19 protein-coding genes and 1 tRNA gene are annotated in these 20,135 nt (G+C 63.0%); 4 read left to right on the top strand and 16 right to left on the bottom strand.

Annotated elements, in window-relative coordinates:
• Positions 1-136 precede the first annotated feature (136 nt).
• Positions 137-1,378 carry an ROK family protein gene (locus FJ959_RS00420; protein ID WP_140500577.1) on the top strand — a complete coding sequence of 414 codons (1,242 nt, stop codon included), beginning with the start codon at positions 137-139 and terminating at the stop codon, positions 1,376-1,378.
• Between the two features lie 7 nt (positions 1,379-1,385).
• Here FJ959_RS00420 and phoB read toward each other — a convergent pair whose 3' ends face one another.
• The 8 genes from phoB to FJ959_RS00465 form a co-directional block, all read right to left on the bottom strand.
• The gene (gene phoB, locus FJ959_RS00425) at positions 1,386-2,075 is read right to left on the bottom strand and encodes a phosphate regulon transcriptional regulator PhoB (protein ID WP_010911896.1); all 690 of its coding nucleotides are present in this window, start codon (positions 2,073-2,075) and stop codon (positions 1,386-1,388) included.
• Positions 2,076-2,094: 19 nt separating this feature from the next.
• A complete protein-coding gene (gene phoU, locus FJ959_RS00430; protein WP_140500575.1) occupies positions 2,095-2,802 on the bottom strand; it encodes a phosphate signaling complex protein PhoU in 708 nt (235 codons plus the stop codon).
• A 25-nt stretch (positions 2,803-2,827) separates the two neighbouring features.
• Entirely contained in the window at positions 2,828-3,631 is an 804-nt protein-coding gene (pstB, locus tag FJ959_RS00435; protein ID WP_140500574.1) for a phosphate ABC transporter ATP-binding protein PstB, read from the bottom strand.
• Positions 3,628-4,479 carry a phosphate ABC transporter permease PstA gene (gene pstA, locus FJ959_RS00440; RefSeq protein WP_140500572.1) on the bottom strand — a complete coding sequence of 284 codons (852 nt, stop codon included), beginning with the start codon at positions 4,477-4,479 and terminating at the stop codon, positions 3,628-3,630. The genes pstB and pstA overlap by 4 nt, the downstream gene beginning before the upstream one ends.
• 3 nt (positions 4,480-4,482) lie before the next feature.
• Positions 4,483-5,472 (bottom strand): phosphate ABC transporter permease subunit PstC, encoded by a 990-nt coding sequence (gene pstC, locus FJ959_RS00445; protein WP_140500571.1) that lies wholly within the window; start codon positions 5,470-5,472, stop codon positions 4,483-4,485.
• Positions 5,473-5,537: 65 nt separating this feature from the next.
• Positions 5,538-6,596, bottom strand: coding sequence for a phosphate ABC transporter substrate-binding protein PstS (gene pstS, locus FJ959_RS00450; RefSeq protein WP_140627925.1), 1,059 nt, complete (start codon positions 6,594-6,596; stop codon positions 5,538-5,540).
• Positions 6,597-7,112: 516 nt separating this feature from the next.
• On the bottom strand, positions 7,113-11,246 hold the full coding sequence (locus FJ959_RS00455) for a PAS domain-containing protein (protein ID WP_181171953.1): 4,134 nt from the start codon (positions 11,244-11,246) through the stop codon (positions 7,113-7,115).
• Between the two features lie 606 nt (positions 11,247-11,852).
• Positions 11,853-12,776, bottom strand: a complete 924-nt coding sequence (locus FJ959_RS00465) for a DUF2865 domain-containing protein (protein WP_140525468.1) — start codon at positions 12,774-12,776, stop codon at positions 11,853-11,855.
• A 304-nt stretch (positions 12,777-13,080) separates the two neighbouring features.
• Between FJ959_RS00465 and FJ959_RS00470 the strand changes: the two genes are divergently transcribed.
• Positions 13,081-13,284 carry a hypothetical protein gene (locus tag FJ959_RS00470; RefSeq protein WP_140517882.1) on the top strand — a complete coding sequence of 68 codons (204 nt, stop codon included), beginning with the start codon at positions 13,081-13,083 and terminating at the stop codon, positions 13,282-13,284.
• 185 nt (positions 13,285-13,469) lie between these two features.
• Here the strand turns inward: FJ959_RS00470 and FJ959_RS00475 are convergent, their stop codons facing one another.
• The 4 genes from FJ959_RS00475 to FJ959_RS00490 all read right to left on the bottom strand — a co-directional run bounded on the left by FJ959_RS00475 (position 13,470) and on the right by FJ959_RS00490 (position 15,234).
• On the bottom strand, positions 13,470-13,847 hold the full coding sequence (locus FJ959_RS00475; RefSeq protein ID WP_140500560.1) for a hypothetical protein: 378 nt from the start codon (positions 13,845-13,847) through the stop codon (positions 13,470-13,472).
• Positions 13,848-14,250: 403 nt separating this feature from the next.
• Positions 14,251-14,325 (bottom strand) — tRNA-Glu (locus FJ959_RS00480).
• 89 nt (positions 14,326-14,414) lie between these two features.
• Positions 14,415-14,822: a VOC family protein gene (locus FJ959_RS00485; RefSeq protein WP_140525467.1), complete on the bottom strand. Its 408-nt coding sequence runs from the start codon at positions 14,820-14,822 to the stop codon at positions 14,415-14,417.
• A gap of 13 nt (positions 14,823-14,835) precedes the next feature.
• Positions 14,836-15,234, bottom strand: a complete 399-nt coding sequence (locus FJ959_RS00490; protein ID WP_140517879.1) for a fimbrial protein — start codon at positions 15,232-15,234, stop codon at positions 14,836-14,838.
• Positions 15,235-15,259: 25 nt separating this feature from the next.
• Here FJ959_RS00490 and FJ959_RS00495 point away from each other — a divergent pair, with 25 nt between their 5' ends.
• Positions 15,260-16,315 (top strand): RluA family pseudouridine synthase, encoded by a 1,056-nt coding sequence (locus FJ959_RS00495; protein WP_140517878.1) that lies wholly within the window; start codon positions 15,260-15,262, stop codon positions 16,313-16,315.
• A gap of 211 nt (positions 16,316-16,526) precedes the next feature.
• A complete protein-coding gene (gene rpoH / locus FJ959_RS00500; RefSeq protein ID WP_027023478.1) occupies positions 16,527-17,438 on the top strand; it encodes an RNA polymerase sigma factor RpoH in 912 nt (303 codons plus the stop codon).
• 85 nt (positions 17,439-17,523) lie between these two features.
• On the opposite strand, the gene FJ959_RS00505 is transcribed toward rpoH, so the two are convergent.
• The 4 genes from FJ959_RS00505 to FJ959_RS00520 all read right to left on the bottom strand — a co-directional run bounded on the left by FJ959_RS00505 (position 17,524) and on the right by FJ959_RS00520 (position 20,116).
• A complete protein-coding gene (locus tag FJ959_RS00505; protein WP_140500555.1) occupies positions 17,524-18,396 on the bottom strand; it encodes an MBL fold metallo-hydrolase in 873 nt (290 codons plus the stop codon).
• 248 nt (positions 18,397-18,644) lie between these two features.
• Positions 18,645-19,304, bottom strand: a complete 660-nt coding sequence (locus FJ959_RS00510) for a peroxiredoxin (RefSeq protein ID WP_140500553.1) — start codon at positions 19,302-19,304, stop codon at positions 18,645-18,647.
• 169 nt (positions 19,305-19,473) lie between these two features.
• Entirely contained in the window at positions 19,474-19,839 is a 366-nt protein-coding gene (locus FJ959_RS00515) for a cell division protein ZapA (RefSeq protein ID WP_140500552.1), read from the bottom strand.
• 4 nt (positions 19,840-19,843) lie between these two features.
• A complete protein-coding gene (locus tag FJ959_RS00520; RefSeq protein WP_140500550.1) occupies positions 19,844-20,116 on the bottom strand; it encodes a DUF4164 domain-containing protein in 273 nt (90 codons plus the stop codon).
• Positions 20,117-20,135: the final 19 nt, after the last annotated feature.

The raw sequence follows: 20,135 nt of genomic DNA on the forward strand, positions 1-20,135 counted from the left end.
TGATGTATTTTGATGTCCTCGTGAATTTTTTTCGAGCTCCGGAATAAATAATGACAGCCAAGGCCGGTTCTGCCAGTATTTGACGGTCGTCGGGATCCTGGGGAGAGAACGCGGCGACGGGGAGGATGCGAGAAACATGTCGGTCGGAATCCGCCACGACGATTTGCGCCGACGCAACCGGGCGATGGTGATCGCGGCCGTGCGCCGTGCCGGGCAGCCCTCGCGCACCGAGATTGCCGCGACCACCGGGCTCAGCCATTCCACCATATCGGCGATCTCCTCCGACCTGATTGGCGAAGGCATCCTGGCGCAGAGCAAGCCGAGCGAGGCCGGTGCGCTGAAACGCGGCCGGCCGCAGGTCGGCCTCAGCCTCAACCCTGAAGCCGCGGCGGTGATGACCGTGGTGCTGTCGCTGAATTTTCTCTCCGTCGCCGTCATCGACTATGCCGGCCAGGTGATATCTGAAGAGCAGCGCCGGCTGGACACGCTCACCCTGTCGCGCGAGGCGCTGATCGGCGAATGCGTGGCCATCGTCAGGCGGCGGTTCGAGGATCCCGACCTCGACGTCGGCAGCATCGCCCGTATCGCGCTGGCGATCCAGGGCATCACCGACACGGATGCGCGCACCATGCTGTGGTCGCCGATCACGCCGCAGACCGACATCGCCTTCGCCGACATACTGGAGGCCGAGTTCGGCATTCCCGCCACCATGGAGAACGATTGCAACATGATGGCGGTGGCGCTGCGCTGGCGCGATCCCCAGCGCTACCGCGACGACTTCATCGCCATCCTTTTGTCGCACGGCATCGGCATGGGCTTGGTGCTGAAGGGTGAACTGTTCACCGGCACCCATTCATCCGGAGGCGAGTTCGGCCACATGATCCATCGCCCCGGCGGGGCGCTCTGCCGCTGCGGGCGGCGCGGCTGCGTCGAGGCCTATGCCGGCAACTATGCCATCTGGCGCAACGCGAGGCAGCTTGGCGAGGACACCGAGCCCGTCGACGTCAGCGACGCCGACATGCGCACCCTGGCGGCCTCGGCGCGCGAAAAGGACGGGCCGGAGCGCGAAGCCTACCGCAAGGCCGGCGAGGCGCTGGGTTACGGCCTTGGCAGCCTGTTCGCGCTGATCGATCCGGCGCCGGTCGCCATGGTCGGCGTCAGCGCCGCCGCCTTCGACCTGATCGAGCCGGCTCTGCGCGAGGCCATTGCCCAGACCGCCGGCGGCCAGCACTCGAAATCGATTTCCTTCGACACCGAGCCGAACGAACTGCCACTGATCCGCGAGGGCTGCGCCATGCGCGCGCTGACCTTCGTCGACCAGGAGATTTTCGCGCCGGGGGCACAGGCGAAATCAGGCGTGGGCGAGAACGTTGCGTGACATATCCCTAGTCTTCGCGAATCGCATACCCCGCGCCCCGAATGGTGCGGATCACGTCAGGCATGCGGCCATTGTTGACCGCCTTGCGCAGCCGGCCGACATGCACGTCCACGGTGCGCTCGTCGATATAGATCGTTTCGCCCCAGACATTGTCGAGCAGTTGGCTGCGCGAGAACACGCGGCCGGGATGTCGCATCATGAATTCGAGCAGGCGGAACTCGGTCGGCCCGAGCCGGATCTCGCTTTTCTTGCGGTAGACCCGGTGCGATTCACGGTCGAGCACGATGTCGCCGACCTTGAGCACGCTGGACAGAACTTCGGGCTTGGCGCGGCGCAGCAGCGCCTTGACGCGTGCCATGAATTCCGGCGTTGAGAACGGCTTGACCAGATAGTCGTCGGCGCCGGTGGAGAGACCGCGCACCCGGTCGCTTTCCTCGCCGCGCGCCGTCAGCATGATGATCGGCAGCCGCTCGGTCTCGGGCCGCATGCGGAGACGGCGGCAGAGCTCGATGCCGGACACCGCCGGCACCATCCAGTCGAGCACAAGAAGGTCAGGGACATTCTCCTGCAAGCGGATCTCGGCTTCGTCGCCGCGCGTCACCACCTCTACCTGATAACCCTCCGATTCCAGATTGTAACGGAGCAGCACACCCAGCGGCTCCTCGTCCTCCACCACCATGATGCGTGGCGCGATCATCGACTGGTCACCCCTGCCGTCAAGCCGCTGGCGCCGACATCGCCGTCTCGTCCTGCTTCGGGCGATTGGCGGGCAATTGCGTGCCGGTCAGCACATAATAGGCATTTTCGGCAATGTTGGTCACGTGATCGCCGATGCGCTCGAGATTCTTGGCGCAGAACAAAAGATGCGTGCAGGCGGTGATGTTGCGCGGATCCTCCATCATGTAGGTCAGCAGCTCGCGGAAGACCGACGTGTATTTGACGTCGATGCGTTCATCGTCGGCGCGCAGCTTGGCAAGTGCCGCGGCATCGCGCGCCGCATACTCCTCGATCACGCCTTGGACCTGGATCAGCACAAGCTGCGCCATGGCGTCGATGGAGTGCGACAGGTCGCGCGGCGTGGCGGCAAGGCCGACGGTGCCGACGCGCTTGGCGATGTTCTTGGCGAGATCGCCGATGCGTTCGAGATCGCCCGCCATGCGGATCGAGCCGACGACATGGCGCAGATCGTCCGCCATGGGCTGCCGCTTGGCGATCAGGGTGATGGCGCGGTCGTCGAGTTCGCGCTGGCGCGCATCCATGATCGCGTCGTCGGAGACGACGCGCTGGGCGAGCGCGTTGTCGGAATTCAGGAGCGCCTTGGTCGCGCCGCCGACCATCGATGAGGCGAGATCGCCCATGTCGCGGATCAGCCTGCTGATCTGTCCGAGATCTTCGTCAAAGGCTGCGACTGTGTGTTCGGCCATGATCTTGGTCCTCGTATGCCTGGGATCAGCCGAAGCGGCCGGTGATATAGTCCTGCGTGCGCTTCTCGCGGGGCGACGTGAAGATCTTCTCGGTGCGGTCGAACTCGACCAGCTCGCCCAGATACATGAAGGCGGTCTGCTTCGACACGCGCGCCGCCTGCTGCATGTTGTGGGTGACGATGACGATCGTATAATCGGCCTGCAACTCGTCGATCAGCTCCTCGATCTTGGCGGTCGACAGCGGATCGAGCGCCGAGGCAGGCTCGTCCAGCAGGATGACCTCCGGCTTCACCGCCACCGTGCGGGCGATGCAGAGGCGCTGCTGCTGGCCGCCCGAAAGGCTGAGGCCGCTGGCGTTGAGCTTGTCCTTGACCTCGCTCCACAGTGCCGCGCGCTTCAGCGCCTGCTCGACACGGCCGTCCATCTCCGCCTTGCTGAGCTTCTCATAGAGCCTGACGCCGAAGGCGATGTTCTCGTAGATCGACATCGGGAACGGCGTCGGCTTCTGGAACACCATGCCGATCTTGGTCCTGAGCAGGTTGAGATCCTGCGAACGGTCGAGGATATTCTGGCCGTCGAGCAGCACCTGGCCCTCGGCGCTCTGCCTCGGGTAAAGCTCGTAGATGCGGTTGAAGACGCGCAGCAGCGTCGACTTCCCGCAGCCCGAAGGCCCGATGAAGGCGGTGACGCTGCGCTCGGGCAGCGACAGGCTGATATCCTTCAGCGCCTTCGACTGGCCATAGTAGAAATTGAGGCCCTTGACCTCGATCTTGGCTTTCTCGACCGCGACTTCGGGCGTATTCAACTCGGTGGACAACATCGGTTTCATCTGTCCTCTCTGCGTCCGGTAAGGCTGCGGGCGAAGATGCTCAGCCCGAGAACCGTAAGGGTGATTATGAGTGCGCCGGTCCACGCCAGCTGCTGCCATTCCTCGTAGGGGCTGAGAGCGAACTGGAAGATGGTGACGGGCAGGCTGGCCATCGGCGCATTGAGATTACTCGACCAGAACTGGTTGTTGAGCGCCGTGAAGAGCAGCGGCGCCGTCTCGCCGGAAATGCGGGCGATGGCCAGCAATATGCCTGTGACGATGCCCGACAGCGCCGCACGGTAGGCGACCGAGCGGATGACCACCCAGCGCGGCGCGCCGATCGCGGCGCCGGCCTCGCGCAAGGCGTTCGGCACCAGGTTGAGCATGTCCTCGGTGGTGCGAACGACGACCGGGATGACCAGGATGGCCAGTGCGACGGCACCGGCGATCGCCGAGAAATGTCCCATCGGCCGCACCAGCAGCTCGTAGACGAACAGGCCGACGATGATCGAGGGTGCCGACAGCAGGATGTCGTTGATGAAGCGCACGACGGTGGTGAGGCGCGAGAAGCGGCCATATTCGGCCATGTAGGTCCCAGCGAGGACACCGATCGGCGTGCCGACGATGACGGCGATGACTGTCATCATGATACTGCCGTAGATGGCATTGAGCAGGCCGCCGGCATCGCCGGGCGGCGGTGTCATTTCGGTGAACACAGAGAGCGAAACACCCGACAGGCCCTTATAGAGCAGTGCGCCGAGGATGAGCGCCAGCCAGGCCAGGCCGATGCCCGCCGCCGTGACGCATAGCGTCATCATCACGGCATTCCTGCGCTTGCGTCGATTGTGAAGCGATGTGGCCGTCGACATCGGTCAGGCTCCCGTGCGGCTGTCCATGCGCAGCAGCATGTAGCGCGCAAGGGCAAGGATCAGGAAAGTGATGACGAACAGGATCAGGCCGAGCGCCACCAGCGAAGACGTATAGAGATCGCCGTCGGCTTCGGTGAACTCGTTGGCGATGGTCGCCGAGATCGTCGTGCCGGGCGCGAACAGCGAGCCGCTGATGCGGTGGGCGTTGCCGATGACGAAGGTTACCGCCATGGTTTCGCCGAGCGCGCGGCCGAGGCCGAGCATGACGCCGCCCATGATGCCGACGCGGGTATAGGGGATGACGACGCGGCGCGTGACCTCCCAGGTCGTGCAGCCGATGCCGTAGGCCGATTCCTTCAGCACCGCCGGCACCGTGTCGAAGACATCCTTGGTGATCGAGGTGATGAAGGGCAGGACCATGATGGCAAGGATCATCGCCGAGGTCAGAAGGCCGATGCCGTAGGGCGGGCCGGCAAACAGGCTGGAGAGTCCCGGCACGTCGTGGAAAAGCTTGATGATGAAGGGCTGCACCGTCGTCTGCAGGAACGGCGCGAACACGAACAGGCCCCAGATGCCGTAGATGATGGAGGGTATGCCGGCAAGCAGCTCGACGGCGATGCCGATGGGGCGTCGGAGTGGCCGCGGGCAGAGTTCGGTAAGGAAGATGGCGATGCCGATGCCGATGGGAACGGCGATCAGGATAGCGATGGCGGCGGTGACGATGGTTCCGTAGATCGGGGCCAGCGCTCCGAAATTCTCGGTGACCGGGTTCCACGATTCGGTCGTCAGGAAGGAGAACCCGAATTTCGACAGCGCTTCCCACGAGCCGGCAAACAGCGAAATCGCCACGCCGCCGAGGATGAGCAGGACGAGGATGGCGGAAAAGCGTGTCGCCGTTCGGAAAATCGTATCGGTGAGCGCGAAGCGTCGGACCGTCGCTTCCCTGGCCCGCATGGCGGCCGACGATGGCATGGCTTCGGAGACGGCGGTCATCTGGCCCTCGCGTTTCAAGGAAGACAGGGAGGGCGCCGTGAAGCGCCCTCCTCGTTCAGCAGGGATTACATGGCGGAATAGAGCGGCTTGCCGTCTTTGCCGACGATGTCCTTGGCCCACATGTCCTCGACGCTCTTGACGACCGCGTCGGGGATCGGAACGTAGTCCAGCGCCCCGGCCATGTCGTCGCCCTTCGCGTAGGACCAGGCGAAGAACTTGAGCGCTTCACCGGTCGCCGCCACGTCGCCGGGCTTCTTGTAGACCAGGATCCAGGTCGCCGACGTCATCGGCCAGGATTCGGCGCCCGGCTGGTTGGCCAGGATGACGCCGTAACCAGGCTGCGAGCTCCAGTCGGCATTGGCCGCCGCCGCCGAGAACGCCGCCGCCGTCGGCTCGACCTTCTTGCCGTCCTTGTTGATCATGTCGGCATAGGTCAACTTGTTCTGCTTGGCGTAGGCGTATTCGACATAGCCGATCGAGCCACCGGTCTGCGAGACGTTGTTGGCGACGCCTTCATTGCCCTTGGCGCCGATGCCAACCGGCCATTCGAGCGCGGTGTTGACGCCGACCTTCGACTTCCAGTCGGCGCTGACGTCGGCCAGGTAGTAGCTGAAGTTGAACGTGGTGCCCGAACCGTCGGAGCGATGCACGACGGCGATCGCCTGGTCGGGAAGCTTGACGTCGGGATTGAGCTTGGCGATCGCCGCGTCATTCCAGTTGGTGATCTTGCCGACGAAGATATCGGCCAGCGTCGGGCCGTCGAGCACCAGTTCGCCCGGCTTGATGCCTTCGAGATTGACGACCGGAACGATGCCGCCCATCACCATCGGGAACTGTGCAAGTCCGGTGGATTCGAGATCCTCGCCCTTCAGCGGCGCATCGGAAGCGCCGAAGGTGACGGTCTTGGCTTTGATCTGCTTGATGCCGCCGCCCGAGCCGATCGACTGGTAGTTGAGACCGATGCCGGTCTCCTTCTTGTAGGCATCGGCCCACTTCGCATAGATCGGGTAAGGGAAGGTGGCGCCGGCACCGGAGATGTCAGCTGCCATTGCCGCGGAAAGGGTGAGGGTGGACGCCGCAGCCATTGCGATCGCAACGGCCGCCGAGCGGATGAAATGTCTCATATGGCCTGCTCCTGTTCGGAAGATGGTCTCTCGGCGCCATTCCTTGCCAGCGCCCGCTGAGGCCAATAGCGTTCGATTATAACAGTCGCATGACAGTTTCGTGTCAGCCCGGTAACGCGTCGCCGGCGCCTGGAAAGGCGATGGCGATTAGCGGCTGCGGCATGGCGCCGGTTTGCCTTCGGGAATCAGGGACTTGCGCTATCCGGCCACCCAAACAGCCATCGGATTCGGCATGGATCGCTGATCGAAGAAAAGCCGGACGGGAGCGCGTCGCTCGAGGCCAGAGGATGTCTTGGCCGGGCCATCGCCAAAAACAGGTCCGTTGGGGTAGATTGACGCTGCTTCATACTGGCGGTCGCTGCTCCCGCCCGTAACTAGAAGAGAGCGGAAATCGATGCCGTCATTGTCCCGGCTGGACGCCGGCTTTGATATGGTGCGATCGCACCATAGTCTTGCTCGAAGGGCTGCAGCCGGCCCCGGGTGATTCTCGCCGCAATCCGGCCGAAGGCGCAAAGTCTATCCCGCGTTGCGCCGGGCCTGGCGACCAGCGCCGACCCAGCGCTCGACCTTTTCGAGCAGGGCCCTGGGGCTGATCGGCTTGGGCAGATAATCATCCATGCCGGCGTCCAGGCAGCGTTCGCGATCGCCCTTGAGCGCATGCGCGGTGACCCCGACGATCGGCACATGCGTGCCGGTTTCCTCTTCCAGCCGGCGGATGGCGGCGGTTGCCTCGAGCCCGTTCATCTCCGGCATCGAGACGTCCATCAGGATCATGCACGGATTGAGCCTGCCGAAAGCGTCCAGCGCCTTGCGGCCATTGCCGACGATCTCGAAACCGTAGCCGGTCTCGCCGAGGATCTGGGTGAAGACCATCTGGTTGACCTCATTGTCCTCGGCCACGAGGATGCCCAGCCGCTGCTCGCCGCCAGTCGCGGCAAGCCGAGGCCTGACCGGCGGCGGCTGCAGCAACGCGCGTTGCCCTGCCGCCGGTGGCGGTGACTGCGGATTGTTCCCGCCGCCTCCCTCGACAGCAAGCGGCCGGGCGACATCCGTGGCGTGGCGATGCCGCTGGATGGTGGCGACCAGCGTTTCCAGGAGCACCGAGGAGCGTGCGGGCTTGATGAGTTGGGCATCAATGCCGAGATCGCGGTAACTGGTGTTGGCCAGCGACTGGTCGACGGAGGTCAGCATGATGATCGGCGTGTCGGCAAGCCCGGCGGTGTTGCGCACGACACCTGCCATCTCGGCGCCGCTCATCTCGGGCATCTGATAATCGAGCACGACGCAATCGACCGGCACGCCGTAGGCGGCGGCCGCGATCAGCACTTTCAGTCCCTCGGCGCCGCTCTCGGCCGCGCAGGAATCGAAGGTCCATGACGTCATCTGCTCGGTCAGGATGGCGCGGTTGACGGCATTGTCGTCGACGATCAGCACCCGCGCGCCGGTCACGTCCACCGGCATGATGCGCTGCGCGTTCTGTTGTCCGGCCCTGGGCAGCGTGACCGTGAACCAGAAGGTCGACCCCTTGCCTTCGGCGCTTTCCACGCCGATGTCGCCGCCCATCAATTCGACCAGCCGCGAGGTGATCGCGAGCCCGAGCCCAGTGCCCTCATGCCGCCTCGTCGAGGAGGTGTCGACCTGGCTGAATTTCTCGAACACCTGTTTCAGCTTTTCCTCAGGGATGCCGATCCCGGTGTCGGTGACCGAGATCGTCAGCCTGGTTCCGTCCGGCACACTTTCGCCGGTGACGTCGACGAGCACATGGCCTTCTTCGGTGAACTTCACCGCATTGCCGAGCAGGTTGGTGACGATCTGCCGGATGCGGCCGACATCGCCGATGAACAGGCTTTCGAGCCCAGGCTCGATGCGCACGATGAGCTCGAGGTCCTTTTCCTTGGCCCGCGTCGACACCAGCGTCGCCACGTCCTCGATCGCCTCGGCGAGATTGAAGGGGGCGGGATCGAGCACCAACTGGCCGGCATCGATCTTGGAGAAATCCAGGATATCGTTGATGATGGTGAGCAGCGCGTTGCCCGATTTGACGATGATGTCGGTGAAGGTCTTCTGCTTCGGATCGAGATCGGATTTGGCCAGGAGTTCGGCCATGCCCAGCACGCCGTTCATCGGGGTGCGAATCTCATGGCTCATATTGGCGAGGAATTCCGACTTGGCGCGGTCGGCAAGTATGGCGCGCTGGCGCGCCTCGCGCAGTTCCGCCTCGCGCAGCTTCAATTCGGTGATGTCGGTGGTCGACCCGATCAGGTAGAGCGACCCGTCGGACGCGATCATCGCGCCCTTGCGGGCGAACTGGTGGCGCACGCTGCCGTCCGGGAGCATCACCGTCTCCTCGATCTCCTGGGTTTCGCCGCTGCGCAGCACCGTGAGGTCGCCATTGACGAAGGCTTCGCCGTCGGGCCCGAAAATTTCGATATCGGTCTTGCCGATCGCGTCCTGCTTGCTGAAGCCGGTGAGATCGCACCAGCCCTTGTTGACGTAGAATTGCCTGAGATCGGAGCGTTTGGCATAGATCGACACCGGCACGTTGTCGATCAGGCTGCGGAACACCTCGTTCTCGCGCATGCTTTCTTCCAGCGCCCGCTCGCGCGCCTTGACCTCGGTGATGTCGGTGCTGGAGCCGACCAGATGCACCGATCCGTCCAGCGCCACCAGCCGGCTCTTGCGCGTCATCAACTGCCGCACCGTGCCGTCGCGATGGGTGACGGGCTCCTCGACCTCCCTGACGCTGCCCGTGAGGGCAACCTCGGTATCGTCCAGGCTGTAGCTTTCTCCATCTCCGTCGCCGAACAGCTGCCGATCGGTGCGGCCGATAACGTCTTCCTTGGCGAGCCCGGTGATCGCGCACCAGGCCTTGTTGACGAACTCGATGCTGAGGTCCTGCGCCTTGATGAAGGCGGCCACGGGCAGTTCGTCCAGCACGTGCCGGAACAGGTCGATCTGCCGCATCGAATCGTGCAGCGCCTTTTCGCGGCTCTTGATCTCGGAGATGTCGACGCGCACGCCGATGAACGTGCCGTCATCGGTGCGCATGTCATAAACCTGATACCAGCGGCCGTCGGGATTGAGACGTTCGAAGGATGAGTATGGCAGGTGGTAACGGGCGAGGATGCTGTCCAGCCAGCCATCGAGATCGCCATCATAGAGCGCATCGACCCGCGGATCGCCGCTCGAGCGGAAATAGCCAGCCGAATGACCGAGTGCCAGCGCGTCGCGGAAGGTGCGGCCGGGCTGCCACGCCGGCTTCAACGCCGGCAGCGTGTCCTGCATCTTGCGGTTGGCGAAAACGAAATTGTCCTCGCGGTCGTAGATGATCACGGCGGCCGGCAGCGATTCCAGCACGCTGGCCAGGTGTTTGCGGGCGTCCTGCGCCTCGGTCTCACGGCCCTTCATGTCCGAGACGTCGAAGAGGAAGCCGGCCACGTAGTTGCGGCCGCTTACCATTCTAACGCGGTTCTTCCTGACGACGCGCGAGCGGTTGACGCCGTCGACCTCGAAGCTTTCCTCCACCTCGTAAGGCCGCCCGGTCGCCAGCACCTCGCGCTCGCTTTTCTCGAACAGCGCAACCTCGGCCGGCGCGAGAAAATTGCCGCCGGGCTTGCCAAGCATGGTTTGCGGCGTCTGGCCGAACAGGCCCGCAAACGCCTCGTTGACGAAGACGAAGCGCAGATCGTCATCCTTGACGAAGATCGGATCCTTGACGCCGTTGATCACCGCTTCCGCCAGTCGCGCCTTTTCCAGCGCGTCGGCCAGCTCGGCCTCGCGATCCTTCATGTCGGTGACATCGACATAGGAGATGAGCCGCTTGCCGCCGGCCAGCGGGGCCAGCGACGCAACCAGGGTACGCCCGTCATTGCGCGGCAATTGTCTCGAGCCGGCGACGCCGGCCCTGATCTCGGCCTCGCGCTCGGCGGTATGACGCTGCCAGGCAACGTCGTCGGCGCCGTAGGAATCGGCGGCGCGGCTGGCCTCCATCAACTCGCGGAAGCCCGAGCCGATCCCGGCGCGCTGGGGATCGATTTTCCACAAATTGTAGAAGGCCTGGTTGATCACTTCGGCGCGCAGGTCGGCGTCGAGGACCATGATCCCGATCGGCATCGAATCGACCATCGTGCGAAGGTCGGGAAGGCCTCCCGAAGACGCCTCTCCTTGCTGCTTCTGCTCCAGTTCTTCGAAGGCGACGGCCAATCCCGTGACATTGCGTCCAATGCCACGATAGCCGGCGAATTTCCCCTCGTCATCGAAGCGTGGAAAGCCTGAGGTCAGCACCCAGCGGCAATCGGCGCGACCTCCCTTCAGTTCGTAGACAAAGTCACGGAACGGCCGATGCGCCTGCAGATCCTCCAGATGCATTGCCGCGCTGCGGTTGCCGTTCAGGACCTGCTTCAGGAAATCGAAACGGAAGCGGCCGAGCACGGCGGCCGGGTCGATGCCCGTGACCGCCTGGTAGTTGTGCGAAAGCCAGGAAAAGCGCAGCTCGGCATCGGTCTCCCAGATCCAGTCCGAGCCCGTCTCGACCAGCTGGCGTAGCATGGCCAAATCCATGCCTGCGGTGAACGAGGCCGCGTCGTTCACTGTCATTTCGCCCGACCCGCGCTCGCCGCGCACGCCGGCTGTCTCGTTCGCTTCAGCCATGCCGTCCCCACCCCGAATCCAAGGCCGAACCCTCCCTCCGCGGTTCGTCGGCGGAATGTGCCCGAGAAGCATTAACGATCCGCTAACCTTAACAAGCCGTTGCGCACCGGACGGGCCCTGGCCTGCGCCATTGCGCCCGGTTGTCGGCCGGATCGAAGCCGCGCTATAAGCCAATATTGGGGTGTTGCTGATGTTTGGACGGATTGTGCCTTGCTTGCTGAGCGCGGCGCTGCTTTTCGGCAGCGGCTGTTCGCGCAGCTATGACGGCACCGTCGTCATTCCGCGCCCGCTCGATGCCCGGCGTTTCTGGGACCGGCCGCCGCCCAATGTGGAATACGGGCCGTCCGGAATGGAAAACGGCGCTTTTCCGGCGCCGCCACAACCGCCAACCCGGTTTTCCGAGCGCAGGCCCGCGCCGCGCGCCGCACCGAGACGTCATCTTTCAAGAGTTTCGAGGCCACCTCCGCCGTCCTCCGATGAGGAAAAGCCCCTGGCATGCAGGAATGTCAGCGAACCCGGAAAGAGGGTTCGCATGGTCTGCGACTGATGGGTGCCACCCAAAACTGACATTGGCTGGGAAACCGGCGCCTACCCCGGGGCGGATAATCATTCGGCTGGGAAGAAGGCCGGGCCGACTATTCTCACCGGCCGCTTGCCGGCCTCTATCGACTGATGCTGGGCCGCCCCGGAGGCTTCGGCGTCCGCCGCGGGAATTGCCGCGACGCTGCCGAGGTCCGGCTTGGCCGACGGCAAGGGGATGATGGCATTGGTCATGTTTGTGGGCGTTACCGTTCGGGCCCTCAATTCGGCGACCCTGCTGTAGTAGCGTTTTAGGTCACATGCCTTGAAATTGACGTCGTCGCGGTAGCGGAATGCGGTCGGCAGATCGGTGTAGGGCTTGCGCGTGTCGAGAGAGACCATCTTTTCGGTTTCGAGGCTGACGTCGCTGAGCGTATAGAGGTCGACGCCCGGCTCGTCGCAGATGTAGCGGCATTGATCGGCCATATCCTTCACATCGTCGCTGCCGGCGAACTGCGACTTGGGTGCTGGGAAGAAATATCCATCCGAAAGGCGCACGCAGAACAGCATCGCGTTGCCGGCGCCCGTTGCCCTCGCCGCTGGCGCCGCCGCAGACACCGATTGGGTCTTCGCCGCCGCGCGCTTTGCCGCTGGCGCGCAGCCAAGCGCGACAAAGCGTGCCCGCAGCCCCGACATGTCCCGGCCTGAATTGGAGGCCGCAGCGATCTGGCGCTGCACCTCGCTCCTGTTCCTGGCAAGATCGGCGCATGCGTTGAAGAAACCACCGAGGGAATTTTTCGCCGTACACTTGCGCTGCCTCTCGATGCCTTGGATCGCGGCAAGCTGGCGGTGCAACTGGGCAAGCTCGGGGCTCGTGCCGCCGCCACGGCCGGCCGAAGACAACTGATTTCTTATTGCACTGCAACTGTCGGCATAAGAACTGGACATGCCGAGCGCGAGCACGGTCAGGGTGACGAACGCGATCATCATGGGGGACCAGAAACGGATCATCGGAAGGACGCGGTCCTTGTTGCTGAGAACCTGGAATGACAACTCTTTCGACTTCGGTAAGCTTTCGCTAAATGAGTTTTATCTAATCTTTCTAATCTCCATGCATTGAGAGACTTGTCTTTAGTTTAATAGAAGAACCTCTGGGAATTCAATATTGCATTTTTATTTCAAGATTGAGACGAACTGCAAAACAATGCAGCCGGACCGACGGCTGGCAGGCCTGCCGAATCACTCCGGCGTTACCGGAAACGGGCCCTGAAACCTTTGCCCGTCCTTTCGCGTTGAAGCGCGAAGGAGAACGCAGATGTCGATCCAGATCACGGTATCGGAACTGACAAGAAATCTTTTTCATTCCCTGGGACTTGACCCGAGGCCCCTGAGCGCCGAGCAAAACCTGCTGCTGGAATGCTATCTGGCCGGGCAAATCCCGGAATCGGCCTGGAACGACTACGTCTTCGAGACACCCGACCTGGCGCGGCACGCTGAGGCGCGGCGTACCAGTCACTGACCGGTGAAGGCGGTGCTGGGCGAGTGGTTTGGTAGTAGCTACCTGAGCGGCTCGCTGACCCTGGCAGATGTTTTCCGGCAGGAATTGCGTAAAAAATGGAAGCGGGATCGGCGATCCGCCGAACGCCGAACGGCTCTAGCGCATTAAGCCGCGGCGCGCCCTGCGCGGAGAGTTGCGGAAAACAGCTATTGGCCGATCTTGGGAGATACGAATTGCAAGGTGAACACGTTGCCGGCAATCCCTTGCGCCAGTTGCGGCGAAAGGCTGAGCGGCGTGCAATTCTTCACCGCGGTCATTGCGGCGTCGATGAACGACTTTCGCGCCTTGTCGTCGCCGGCCACCTTGGCGGCGGTCGGCCGTGGCGGACCAAGCAGCGTGCCGTCGCGCTTGAAGCTGAAGCTCAGAGTGACGATGGAATTTCCAGCATCCGCCGGCGGCGTCCAGCATGCCTGGATCGCCGTGCCGACTTCGTCCATCGTGTTGAGCTGGGCGGCAGCCGACGGGCAGGTGGCGCCAATCGCCAATGCGCCGCTAATCAGGAGCATTCCAGCGGTTCTTTTCATTGCAATTCCTCCACCGTCGACCCTTCCGGCCGCCCGCGTGCGATCGTCAGGATTGATGGTAGGGCTGGAGATGGCAAGGGCAATATGCTTTGGCGAAAGCTCTTGCCGAAAGCATTGGAGGCAGCCCTGCCCGCAGCGGCCGGCCAAAAAACAAAAGGCCGGCAGTGGGCCGACCTTTGTTTTCACCGCAGCGCCAGTACATCCGTGGTCGCGGGTGAATTGTCTCCAATAGACAGATTATAGGTAAACGAAACGTTAATCGAAGCCGCCATGCCATAGCTCCGAGCCCGGCTTTTGCCAGCGCTCCATGCGGTCATATGCGCGCATATGACGAAGCTTCCGCGGAGGCCTTGAACATTGTTTGATGCTGGAGGGATCATCAACGGCTGAGCCGTCGCCTTCTTGGTACGCCCAAGGGGAATCGAACCCCTGTTCCCGCCGTGAGAGGGCGGTGTCCTGACCGCTAGACGATGGGCGCGTTCAAGAACCGGCGATATAGGCTGGCGGCGGAGAAAAAGCAACTGGGGTCCGCCGGCTTTCCCGGGATCAAGAAAAAGCTGGCTGCTGCTAGCGTTTTGGCTCGATCAGGTCCCATAGATTGCCGTGGAGATCGGCGAAAACCGCCACCGTGCCGTAGGGCTCCAAGCGCGGTGGCTCGCGAAATTCGACGCCCTTCGCCACCATCGCCGCATGATCGCGGGCAAAGTTGTCGGTTTCCAGGAAGAGAAAAACCCGCCCGCCGGTCTGGTTGCCGATGCTCTTCCTTTGTGCCTCGTCGGAGGCCTCGGCCAGAAGCAGCCGCGCGCCGCGCCCGCTGGCCGGCGCGACCGTCACCCAGCGCTTGCCGCCGCCAAGGTCCACATTCTCCAGGAGCACAAAGCCCATTCGCTCGACATACCAGTCGATTGCTTCGTCATAGCTGTCGACGACCAGCGCAACGGTGGCGATATGACGGTTTTCGGCAAAGCCGGTCATTGCGCGCCGGGCTTCATTTGTTGCGGATCGCGAAGCGGCCGATTATGCGCCGCTCGCCCATATCGTAGACGAAGATCGTGCGGCTGCCATCGACAAGTTCGGCCTCGATCGAGACGCGATTGCCGGATAGCGACTGGCTGACCACCCTGGCGCCGACCGGCAGCACGATGTCTCCGCTGAGCGGTTCGCCGGCGGGCACCTGGATGTCGCCGGCCAGCGGCGGGCTCACCGGCGCTGCCTTGCGTGATTTGTAGACAATCGCCGCGATCACCACCATAAGGGCCAGCAAGAGCAGGCCGAGATTGATGGCCATGAAGCGGATGAGCCTGCCGCGCACCTTTTCGATCTCGGGGTTGAGCGGCTTTTCCCCGCCTTCAACAACGGCGTCTTCGTCGGCGGCGGGGCGGGCCATGGCAAACATTCCGGAACGATTCTCGATGAGCGCTCATAACGAAGAGGCCCCCGGATTGATAGAGGACCAATTCATGCAGGCAGAACCGATCGTGCTCGTGGCCGGCGCCGACGATGCCGGCCAGCGCATCGATCAGTGGCTGGCAGGCAGGCTCGGCCCGGAAATGTCGCGCAGCCGCGTGCAGATGCTGATCAGGCAGGGCGCGGTCTTGGTCGACGGCAAGGCCGTTGTCGAGACCAAGTGCAAGATGTCGCCGGGCGAAACTGTCTCGGTCGCCATGCCGGAGCCGGAACCGGCGGAGCCACAGGGGGAAAACATCGCCCTCGATATCCTCTATGAAGATGACGAACTGATCGTCATCAACAAACCCGCCGGGCTTGTCGTCCATCCCGGCGCCGGCAATTGGACCGGCACGCTGGTCAATGCGCTGATCCATCATTGCGGCGACAGCCTGTCCGGCATCGGCGGCGTGCGCCGGCCGGGCATCGTTCATCGCCTCGACAAGCAAACCAGCGGCGTCATGGTCGTGGCCAAGACCGACCGCGCCCACAAGGCGCTTTCGGAGGCCTTTGCCGATCACGGCCTGACAGGCGATCTCGAGCGCGCCTACCTGGCGCTGGTCTGGGGCATACCGCAGCGGCCGGCCGGAACGGTGGATGCCCCACTCGGCCGCGCCGCCGACCGTGTACGTCGCGCCGTAGTACCCGAAGGACGCGACGATGCCCGCCACGCCGTCACCCATTTTGCGGTGCAGGAGCGCTTCGGCGAAAACCAAAAGGAATTCGCAACCGCAAGTCTGGTTGAATGCCGGCTGGAGACCGGCCGCACCCATCAGATCCGCGTCCACATGGCCCATATCGGTCATCCGGTGCTCGGTGATCCCGATTACGGCCAAGCCTTTCGCACCAAGGCCAACCGGTTGCCCGAACCGCTGAGAAGCCAGGTCAAGGCCTTCTCCCGGCAAGCTTTGCACGCCTGGCTCCTTGAATTTCGCCATCCGACTACCCATCTATCGATGAGGTTCGAGGCACCGATACCGAGGGACATGGAGGAACTCGTCGGCGGCTTTCGCAGTCTTTGAATCGGCCGCCCGGCAAGCTTCAAATCAACCATCAAAAAACCTGACTGGCGTTGTTCACTTCAGCGTGACACACTGTTTCGTGTTGAACAAATGCCTGTCTTTTCTGGTTTTGTTCCTGTATATATCTGATGTCGCGAGCGAGCCTTTGGTGCTCGCGTCACATGCCCGCCGCGTTTCGGGGGCATCACTCCAATAGAGAGGGGGCGCTATCATGGCCCAGTCACTACCCAGTATCGTTTCCGGCGAAGGCGGCCTCAGCCGCTACCTGGAAGAGATCCGCCGCTTTCCGATGCTTCAGCCGCAGGAAGAGTACATGCTCGCCAAGCGTTATGCCGAGCATGAGGACACTTCCGCAGCGCACAAGCTCGTCACCAGCCATTTGCGGCTCGTCGCCAAGATCGCCATGGGCTATCGCGGCTACGGCCTGCCGATTGGCGAAGTGATCTCGGAAGGCAATGTCGGCCTGATGCAGGCCGTCAAGAAATTCGAGCCAGAGCGTGGCTTCCGCCTCGCGACCTACGCCATGTGGTGGATCAAGGCCTCGATCCAGGAATACATCCTGCGCTCGTGGAGCCTGGTCAAGATGGGCACGACCGCCAACCAGAAGCGTCTGTTCTTCAACCTGCGCAAGGTGAAGGGCAAGATCCAGGCGCTTGACGACGGCGACCTCAAGCCCGACCAGATCGCCGAAATCGCCACGAGGCTGAACGTCTCGGAAGCGGAAGTCGTGTCGATGAACCGCCGCCTGTCGGGCGACGCCTCACTCAACGCGCCGATCCGGGCGACGGAAGGCGAGTCCGGCGAATGGCAGGACTGGCTGGTCGACGACCACGAAAGCCAGGAAGAGATGCTGATCGAGCAGGACGAGCTGGAAAACCGGCGCGGCATGCTGTCGGGTGCTCTTGCGGTGCTCAACGAACGCGAACGGCGCATCTTCGAGGCGCGCCGCCTCGCCGATGAGCCGCTGACCCTGGAAGAACTGTCGGCTGAGTTCGACATCAGCCGCGAGCGCGTGCGCCAGATCGAAGTGCGCGCTTTCGAGAAGGTGCAGGATGCCGTCAAGGCCGCCGCCAAGCGCCAGACCCAGGCGCTGCGCACCATCGAGGCGCAGCCGGCGGCTTAAAGCCGGCATCGGCAACAAGATAAAACGGCGGCGTCAGGAGACTGGCGCCGCCTTTTTGTATACCGCAGCGGGTGCTGTGATTGCTTCAAAGCCCATCCAGCGGAAATTTCAGATACCGTCGGCCATTGGCTTCCGGTTCCGGCAGGCGTCCGCCATTCATGTTGACCTGCAGCGCATGCAGGATCAGCCTCGGCATCGGCAATGTCCGGTCGCGCGCCTCGCGCAGGGCAACGAATTCGGCCTCGCCGCGCGCGGCGGCAAGATGTATGTTGTCGGCTTTCTGCGCGGCAACCGTGCTCTCCCATAACGCCTGGCGCCCGCCGGGCTGATAATCATGGCCGACAAAGACGCGCGTGTCCTCCGGCAGGGCCAGAATGCCCTGGATCGAGTGCCACAGGCGCGCGGCGCTGCCGCCGGGAAAATCCGTCCTTGCCGTGCCGCTGTCGGGCATGAACAGCGTGTCGTGAACAAAGGCTGCATCCCCGATCACATAGGTGATCGACGCCAGCGTGTGCCCGGGCGAGAAAAGCACCCTTGCTGGAAGCGTTCCCACCCGAAAAACCTCGCCGTCGCCGAACAGCCGGTCCCACTGCGAGCCGTCGGCGGGGAAATCCGGCCAGTTGTAGATCGCCTTCCACAATTTCTGGACCTCGACGATCCTCTCGCCGATCGCCGTCGGCGCCGCGGTCCTTTGCTTCAGGTACTGCGCGGCCGAGAAATGATCGGCATGCGGATGGGTGTCGAGAATCCATTCGACGCTCAGTCCCTCCGCCCTGACGAAATCCAGCAGCGCATCGGCATTGGCTGTCGAAACTGCGCCGGACTTCTCGTCGAAGTCGAGGACCGGATCGATTATGGCACACCGCTTCGTCACCCGGTCGGCGACGACATACTGGATGGCGCCGGTCGGCTTGTCGTGGAAACCGGTGACCTCAGGCTTTGCCGAACCTATGTCCAATCCGACGTCCCCTCCGTTAGCCAGACAGCAATGATTTTCTCTGCCAGAGCAACATAAGAGCATGCTTGTCTAGCGGGGCCCTGCCGTCAAGCACGCCTTGCCAGAAAAGCGACGGAAGTCGAAAAATGCCGGCCAGGCAACTGGAGCAATTCCAAGCGGTTTCCCGGGAAAGGCGCGTGGCGCTTTGCCCAAGGAATTGCGCAAAAACAAAGAGATGGTTCGCCGTTTCCGTGAACCGGAGAGCCGCTTTACGCGGAAGGCTGCTTGGTCTTCCTGAGATAGGGCAGGATGGTCTCGTAGGCGCCGAAGCGCTTGATGGCGTCCTCGTTGGAAACGGCCGCGGTGATGATGACGTCCTCGCCCTGTTTCCAGTTCGCCGGCGTCGCCACCTGGTGCTTGGCGGTCAACTGCATGGAATCGACCGCGCGCAGGATCTCGTCAAAGTTGCGGCCCGTGGTCATCGGATAGGTCAGCACCAGCTTGATCTTCTTGTCGGGCCCAATGACATAGACCGAACGCACGGTGGCATTGTCGGCGGGCGTGCGGCCTTCCGAGGTCTCGCCGGCACCGGCAGGCAGCATGTCGTAAAGCTTGGCGACCTTGAGATCCTTGTCGCCGATCAGCGGATAGTTCACCGAATGGCCGGTCGCCGTCTTGATATCGTCCTGCCATTTGCCGTGGCTTTCGACCGGATCGACCGAAATGCCGATGATCTTGACGTTGCGCTTCTTGAACTCGCCCTCGAGCCCCGCCATCGTGCCCAACTCGGTCGTGCAGACGGGAGTGAAATTCTTGGGGTGGCTGAACAGCACCGCCCAGCCGTCACCGATCCACTGGTGAAAGCTGATCGGTCCTTGCGTGGTCTCGGCGGTGAAATCCGGGGCGATATCGTTGATGCGAAGGCTCATGGTGTTTCCCTACCCTTGAAATGTTGCCGGCAACGGCTGGCGAGCGCTCAAATCTTTTTAACACCTCGGCGGCAACCCACAAATGCCTAAAGCCACAGGCGCCCGTCGCGCCCGCGAAAAAATTTCTCTTCTTGCCGCCAAGTTCGGCAGGAATTTCCGAGGAGACCGCTTATGCCTTGTTGACGGCCAGCGTCGCCGCAAGATCTTCCATGCGCTGCGCCAGCGCGCCAAGCGCGTTGGTCAGCACGCTGTCGCTCTTGTCGGCCTTGGTCAGCGCCTCGTCGCGGGTCTTGCGCAAGGTCAGCACTTCGCTTTCCATGCCCTTGACGCGCTTCTGCAGCTCCGAGAGTTCATCCATGACCATGATGCCGGCCATGACCGTCAGCCGCTGGTCGCCGATCTCGCCGAATGAATCCTTCAGATGCGAGACGTAGCGGTCGAAACGCTCGGCGAGATCGATCAGATGCTCTTCCTGGCCTTCGTCGCAGGCCATCCGATACTGCTTGCCGTCGATGGAAACCGTGACCTGTGCCATCAGCCTACCTATCCAACACAGCGCGGATGGTTTCCATGGCGGTCACCAGTCGTCGCGACACTTCCTTGTTGGCATCCTCCAGCCGCTCGGCGCGCGCCTCGGAACTGTCGAGCTCCTGCGCCAGCCGCGAGCGGTCGGCATTCATCCGCTGCACCTCGGCCTCGGCTTCCGAATAATCGCGCTCATGCTCGAGCTTGGCCGCGACGGCGTTTTCCAGGCCTTCCATGGCCTTGCCCAGCCTTGCGATGACTTCCTTGAGTGTCGTTTCCCCGGTCATGGCCTCGTCCTGTGCCCTG

The organism is Mesorhizobium sp. B2-2-4, from assembly GCF_006442375.1.
Taxonomy (GTDB): domain Bacteria; phylum Pseudomonadota; class Alphaproteobacteria; order Rhizobiales; family Rhizobiaceae; genus Mesorhizobium.

Excerpts from the sequence above, each read along its gene's own strand:
- FJ959_RS00420 (WP_140500577.1), top strand. The coding sequence starts at position 137 with ATGTCGGTCGGAATCCGCCACGACGATTTGCGCCGACGCAACCGGGCG.
- phoB (WP_010911896.1), bottom strand. The coding sequence starts at position 2,075 with ATGATCGCGCCACGCATCATGGTGGTGGAGGACGAGGAGCCGCTGGGT.
- phoU (WP_140500575.1), bottom strand. The coding sequence starts at position 2,802 with ATGGCCGAACACACAGTCGCAGCCTTTGACGAAGATCTCGGACAGATC.
- pstB (WP_140500574.1), bottom strand. The coding sequence starts at position 3,631 with ATGAAACCGATGTTGTCCACCGAGTTGAATACGCCCGAAGTCGCGGTC.
- pstA (WP_140500572.1), bottom strand. The coding sequence starts at position 4,479 with ATGTCGACGGCCACATCGCTTCACAATCGACGCAAGCGCAGGAATGCC.
- pstC (WP_140500571.1), bottom strand. The coding sequence starts at position 5,472 with ATGACCGCCGTCTCCGAAGCCATGCCATCGTCGGCCGCCATGCGGGCC.
- pstS (WP_140627925.1), bottom strand. The coding sequence starts at position 6,596 with ATGAGACATTTCATCCGCTCGGCGGCCGTTGCGATCGCAATGGCTGCG.
- FJ959_RS00455 (WP_181171953.1), bottom strand. The coding sequence starts at position 11,246 with ATGGCTGAAGCGAACGAGACAGCCGGCGTGCGCGGCGAGCGCGGGTCG.
- FJ959_RS00465 (WP_140525468.1), bottom strand. The coding sequence starts at position 12,776 with ATGATCCGTTTCTGGTCCCCCATGATGATCGCGTTCGTCACCCTGACC.
- FJ959_RS00470 (WP_140517882.1), top strand. The coding sequence starts at position 13,081 with ATGTCGATCCAGATCACGGTATCGGAACTGACAAGAAATCTTTTTCAT.
- FJ959_RS00475 (WP_140500560.1), bottom strand. The coding sequence starts at position 13,847 with ATGAAAAGAACCGCTGGAATGCTCCTGATTAGCGGCGCATTGGCGATT.
- FJ959_RS00485 (WP_140525467.1), bottom strand. The coding sequence starts at position 14,822 with ATGACCGGCTTTGCCGAAAACCGTCATATCGCCACCGTTGCGCTGGTC.
- FJ959_RS00490 (WP_140517879.1), bottom strand. The coding sequence starts at position 15,234 with ATGGCCCGCCCCGCCGCCGACGAAGACGCCGTTGTTGAAGGCGGGGAA.
- FJ959_RS00495 (WP_140517878.1), top strand. The coding sequence starts at position 15,260 with ATGAGCGCTCATAACGAAGAGGCCCCCGGATTGATAGAGGACCAATTC.
- rpoH (WP_027023478.1), top strand. The coding sequence starts at position 16,527 with ATGGCCCAGTCACTACCCAGTATCGTTTCCGGCGAAGGCGGCCTCAGC.
- FJ959_RS00510 (WP_140500553.1), bottom strand. The coding sequence starts at position 19,304 with ATGAGCCTTCGCATCAACGATATCGCCCCGGATTTCACCGCCGAGACC.
- FJ959_RS00515 (WP_140500552.1), bottom strand. The coding sequence starts at position 19,839 with ATGGCACAGGTCACGGTTTCCATCGACGGCAAGCAGTATCGGATGGCC.
- FJ959_RS00520 (WP_140500550.1), bottom strand. The coding sequence starts at position 20,116 with ATGACCGGGGAAACGACACTCAAGGAAGTCATCGCAAGGCTGGGCAAG.